Origin of the sequence: Pseudomonas sp. TWR2-1-1 (assembly GCF_049897045.1) — a bacterium.
Lineage (GTDB): Bacteria > Pseudomonadota > Gammaproteobacteria > Pseudomonadales > Pseudomonadaceae > Aquipseudomonas > Aquipseudomonas versuta.
On the sequence record NZ_JAFCVM010000018.1, the window covers coordinates 1 to 5,032 of the forward strand.

7 protein-coding genes are annotated in these 5,032 nt (G+C 55.1%); 2 read left to right on the top strand and 5 right to left on the bottom strand.

Annotated features, from left to right (window positions below):
• The 4 genes from ACP7BO_RS23685 to relB all read right to left on the bottom strand — a co-directional run.
• Positions 1-270: hypothetical protein (locus tag ACP7BO_RS23685; RefSeq protein ID WP_426212952.1), on the bottom strand; the 270-nt coding region annotated here is incomplete at its 3' end.
• A 173-nt stretch (positions 271-443) separates the two neighbouring features.
• Positions 444-653: a hypothetical protein gene (locus ACP7BO_RS23690; RefSeq protein WP_426212953.1), complete on the bottom strand. Its 210-nt coding sequence runs from the start codon at positions 651-653 to the stop codon at positions 444-446.
• Positions 654-1,326: 673 nt separating this feature from the next.
• Complete coding sequence (locus tag ACP7BO_RS23695) at positions 1,327-1,593, bottom strand: type II toxin-antitoxin system RelE family toxin (protein WP_073510837.1); 267 nt, start codon at positions 1,591-1,593, stop codon at positions 1,327-1,329.
• The gene (gene relB / locus ACP7BO_RS23700; protein WP_073510839.1) at positions 1,577-1,804 is read right to left on the bottom strand and encodes a type II toxin-antitoxin system RelB family antitoxin; all 228 of its coding nucleotides are present in this window, start codon (positions 1,802-1,804) and stop codon (positions 1,577-1,579) included. The genes ACP7BO_RS23695 and relB overlap by 17 nt, the downstream gene beginning before the upstream one ends.
• Before the next feature lie 322 nt (positions 1,805-2,126).
• Here relB and ACP7BO_RS23705 point away from each other — a divergent pair, with 322 nt between their 5' ends.
• On the top strand, positions 2,127-2,369 hold the full coding sequence (locus tag ACP7BO_RS23705; RefSeq protein WP_073510841.1) for a hypothetical protein: 243 nt from the start codon (positions 2,127-2,129) through the stop codon (positions 2,367-2,369).
• A gap of 52 nt (positions 2,370-2,421) precedes the next feature.
• Here the strand turns inward: ACP7BO_RS23705 and ACP7BO_RS23710 are convergent, their stop codons facing one another.
• The gene (locus ACP7BO_RS23710) at positions 2,422-2,844 is read right to left on the bottom strand and encodes a hypothetical protein (protein WP_073510843.1); all 423 of its coding nucleotides are present in this window, start codon (positions 2,842-2,844) and stop codon (positions 2,422-2,424) included.
• A gap of 1,563 nt (positions 2,845-4,407) precedes the next feature.
• Here ACP7BO_RS23710 and ACP7BO_RS23715 point away from each other — a divergent pair.
• On the top strand, positions 4,408-4,827 hold the full coding sequence (locus ACP7BO_RS23715) for a hypothetical protein (RefSeq protein ID WP_073510845.1): 420 nt from the start codon (positions 4,408-4,410) through the stop codon (positions 4,825-4,827).
• Positions 4,828-5,032: the final 205 nt, after the last annotated feature.

The following is a 5,032-nucleotide window of genomic DNA, read 5'->3' on the forward strand; positions in this document are numbered from 1 at the left end:
GGCAAACGCTGCCGCCTGTGGTGGCGTCAGCGCTCCGGCGCTGACCACGGCGTTTAACCAGTCCCAGAGTCGAGTCACACAACGCGTCTGTTGCTCAGCCACTTCCTGCAGGTGATCCAGTAACTGCGCCTCCAACGTCTCGGTCGAGGTGGCCAGCATTTGCGGCTGCAGGTCCAAGGCGATGCGCTCGGCCAGTGCGGCAGCCGCAGGGGATAGCGTGCGCAGGTCGCGCAGACGGCGCTCATAATAGGGCGTGACGGGTAACGGCATGGCGGTGGCGTCCTTATCCGAGTCAGTGGCCCACAGTGCGTAAAACCACAGAGGTGGGGTCTGGCGTACCAGTGTAGGAGGGGTGTGGTTTCCGTGCCCAGAAAAAAAGGCCCCCAGCACTCTCTCAAATGTGGGGGCCTTTTGAACATAAGCGGCGTTATTGGAACTCAACCTTAGCCATCCGATCGCATCCGTTTTGGCAGAAATACACCGGCTTGACCTTTCGTGGCTTCTTTAGGAAAACCCAAGTGGTACTCCACGTACTGGTCAGTACCCTCCTGGCGGTCGAACAGACCCAGCAGCAACCAGCCTTCGTTTATCAGTTCCTGTGCCTGAGCCTCATTTCTGACAGTCTTCAGTGCTTTGGTGCCTTCAATCGCCATCGGTACGACTCCTTGTAGGTGATGGCCGAGTGTAGCCAATGGCCAGTCATTGGATAGTGCCATGAACCAAGTCCCGGTAAGGGGGGCTTTCATAAGGACTCGGTACGACCGTTTTTATCAATTAGCCCTACATATTGCGCGCTGTCGGTGACGTCCTGCTGCTTATGTCTCCCTTAGTAGTAAGAACTAATGGAGGTGAATACATGAACAAGGTACGTCTCAAAACCGCAGCACAATGGTTGGTAGAGCTGCTAGCACGTGAAGCCCTGAGGGCAGCGCTGCATTGGGTCTTGAATCTCCTCAAGCAGGACGGCTAATAGTGTTGGTCTTATGGTCACCAGAAAACCTGCCGCTTGGTGGGAGTTGTACGGAAATTTAACGATAACGGTGTTATGCGTAGTCTCTCAACTTGACCACCCCGCCAGTTGCGACGATCAACTCGCGGACCTGATCCTGCGTCGCCCATTCATCAGCCCCTATCCTCCACTCTCCGCCGTCGTACACCACCCAAGTATCACCAACCTCCCAAGTAATTGGCTCCGATCTTTCGAGTATCAAGCTGCGCAAGCTCTCCATTATCAAAGGCTGCAACGGATCGTCACTGGCTAGGTTGGGTAGGTCGTTGTTGGTCGTAGGCATTGAGGGGGTTCCTTTCTGTTTGTGAGTTACTTCACTACCGGTATACCTCACGGCGGTTGCCCAACTGCACCACCAGAATCCGCAAGGCGCCATCTTGGATGTCGCAGATCACCCGAAAATCGCCGACGCGATAACGCCACAAACCACCCAATGGGCCGGTCAGGGCTTTGCCCGTACTGCGCGGATCATCACGGCCAACCACCCGCTCATCCATAAAATCGAGGATGCGCTTGGCTGCCTGCTTATCCAACTTGCGCAACTGAGTCTTGGCCGTGTCGGTGTAATCAATCGTCCAGACCAAGAGACTTCCTTACGTCCGCAGCTGAGTGTACGACCTCTTGGCCTTTACGAACCCGCTCCAGGACTTCCGCCGCGAGGTAGTAATCCTCCAAGTCGGTAAGGCCGTGGTCGATGATTTCACGCAAGTAATACGCTTTGGTACGCCCGGTACTGCTCGCCAAGAAATCGAGGCGCTGCTCAGTTTCGGGCGCCAGTCGAATGGAAGTCGCCATGCTGTAGCCTCCTATGTAATACATGTATTCATTGTATCACATAGGTATAGGAGGCAAATATGAGGCTTATTTTTGTAGGGATCGCATTTAATGAATGTCCTATTAGCAGCAGTTTGTGGCACAAACGAGGCGCGGATGCCTATCCTGCACTAGCTTCTTTTCTCCTCGAAAAAAATAAGCCCTTCATACGCTTTTAATACGTTTTTAATACGTATTTGATGTACCGGTGAGACGCCAAATAGCCATTAATCAATCATTTTTCATGATTTGGCTCCAAACAGGTGCGTGCTCGGTTTAACCAGACCTCATTGGAGCTACCGCTATGACTTTTGTCAGAAAATGGGCCAACTACGATGTAGCCCGTAGCCGTCTGCTGATGCAGATCTCCGAACTGGACTCCTTGATTGATCAAGAACAAGCCGCCTCCGCACCAAATCCCACGAAGATTGCCGTCCTGGAGAATGAGCAAAACGATCTAATAGATCAGTCCGACATGCTTTGTTCTGACAACATTGAGCTGACTAGCAGGATCGCCACCACCAGTCCATCAACGACTGGTATTTAACAAATTACTGGTTTGCATGGCTCAAATTTTAGCGGCTAAAATTTGAGCTCAGTCAGCAGGCTAGGCGCTCACGCAAAGCCATCACCCGTGAAGCAGACAAGTCACGAATATCCTCGTTATGAAAAATCAGGTGCGCTCGGTGCGGCTTGGTTTCCTCGTCCCATAGCTCCAAATCTTCCATTCGAAACTGATGCTTGCCCTGGTATGTCGCTGCGAGATCAGCAGCCAAACAGCGCGCGGCTTCGCCAGGGGTAGCTATGACCCAATCAACGATGTCGGCCATCTGTTCGGCTGATGAGCGCGGCATGACACCCTGAGCGGCAGCACAGGCAAACTCGTTGTAAAGCTTAGCGCCAAGCGCAGGATCATCCGTAGGATTTCCCGGGCACAGCCGCTGCTCCCAAGGAAGCACATAGGTCGATTGGCCGAGAATATCTTGTCGGACGTAGTCCGAAGGTTTAGCTAAGCGCTGCATGAGGTTTGCTCCCAAGCGAAAATCGCATGGTAACGCGTCCAGAGCGGCCTTAGCCGCTCTGATAAACCGTCGTCGAAGACGGCGGAAACAGCTGGACAGACATCACCCGAGCCAACGAGGGGGGTGAGAAAAAATGGACCCCAGTCCGAATTTTTCCGTTCTGCCCTGGTGCAGCCCGTTCAGGGCGGAATCAGGGTGCGAAGCATCCGGCCGCACCGCTTGCGTGCGCGTCAGGTGAAACCGGACCAACCTGGATTCGCGATGTAGCAGTAGAGAAAGGGATAAAGGACCGCAACGAGACGTCGCGCAATTGGAGAATGCAGGTTGGTCCGGCTTTGCCGGGCGCGCACGCGGGTGAATTTTCGAGACAAGCCCGTCCAGGGCGCAGGGGAGGAAAGAGGGTGGAGGCTCGCGCAGCGAGTCGGAACCCTGAAAGCCTGACGGGGCGCTCCCCCGGAAGGTTTGGGCGTCCCGCAGGGCGGCCACGACAGACCGTAGGGATGGCGCGCTGTTGCTCTGCTTTTGTCTTGGATTATCTATGTGGCGTTCTATTGGTCGTTCTATTGCGTTGGCTATTGCTTCAGCAATAGAACGCCAATAGGAGAGGTATAAAGGTGAAAAGGTACAAAAGGGCAAAAAGCCAAGAGCATTCGCGCTACGCGCTCACCAGCTCGACCCCCTAAAGGGGGACCCCCACTCGCTGGGAAAGATCCAAAGCGGGTAATAACCCTGAGAGACAAGAGCACGAGCAATGATGGCTGACGCCAGTCTAAGGCCGCCCACTGGCGGCAATAATGATGGCTACGCGACGCACTTGATGGCTCCCACTGGCGTGGGAGCCCCTACGATCGGCTTTTAAAAAAAGCGTCTCGCATGACTCCACGCAGTGAGGATTTTGTTCCAGGTGCGACCACCCGGCTCCCACTCCCAACAGGCGTTCCAGACTTTCGGGGATTGTTTACCACTGCGCCCCCTGCCCTCTTCGGCGTCTGGCGGTTGGTGGGTTTTAGGACAGTGACAGCGCCCGTGGTTGGGTTTTTACGCTGCCCTGCCATTGCCTTCTCGCCCTTGCGGGTCGCACCTAACCGGCTATACCGGCTGCCGTGAAGAGATCCCCTTGATCGGCAGCTATTACTTCCCGGGCCCAAAGCATCTTGATTCCAAGCGTCGGGAAGAGGTGTCGGGGGAGGCTGGAAGCTGGACAGACGGGAGTTTTCCCGACAGAATTGGCTTACCAGGTCTCGTTCCCCGCACCGAAAAGCAGAGATTCCCCGAGACCTTGGCCAGAGCGATTGCCGTCGCCGCTGGCCCGAATGAAACCCTGCCTTGGCAGGGTTTTTTCGTTTTAATGCTATGTATCTATTACCCAAAGATATTGCGTTTGCTCGCCCAGCGCAAACCCTGTGTCTTTCACAAGCTGCCGTGTGGGTCTGGCAGCTGTGCTGCCTACCAGCACGGTAGCCAACAAGGTCCACCGGACCGCGTTAGGGAATGGTCGGTTAAGTCTCATAAATAGCAGTAGACTGTAGGGCACCCTACAGACAGAACCCGACACTGCCCTACATGGCAAAATTAACCATCGGCCGCATGGCAAAACTCTACGGTTTACACCGTTCAACATTGCATGAGGCCGTGTCTAAAGGCCGCGTAACTGCTGGCCTAGACGGTAAAGGGCAAAAGGTTATCGACCTATCAGAAATGATCCGCGTTTATGGCGAACCACAGGGGATCACCCTACACCGCCCTACACTTGACCCGACACCCTCGCCCTACACTTCCCCTACACCTGAAATGGACGCCTTACACCCAGCCCTACACTCGTTGGTTGAAGAGGTTCGATTGCTGCGTGCAGAGATACAAGAGCTGCAACAATCACTTCGGCTGATCGAGCATAAACCTGAGCCTAAACCTGCATTGCCTCACAACGCGAAGCCAGGGGAAGCCCCTACTTGGGCAAATTTGCTCGACGCTCTCGATAACTAAAAGCCGTGGCCAGTTTCGCGGGCGCGAAACTTCATAGTTCCACCGCAAAGCCTCGCACGCCGAGCCCTTCGGCAAACCGCCCCACTGCCGTCAGGCTGGCCCAGGTACGAATCGCTTCGCGCCGTGAGCGCACCGCGATCAGCCGGGAGTGCGGCCCGCCGAGGCGTACCGAAAACGTCCACTTGGTGCGGCTAGCATCGCGGCC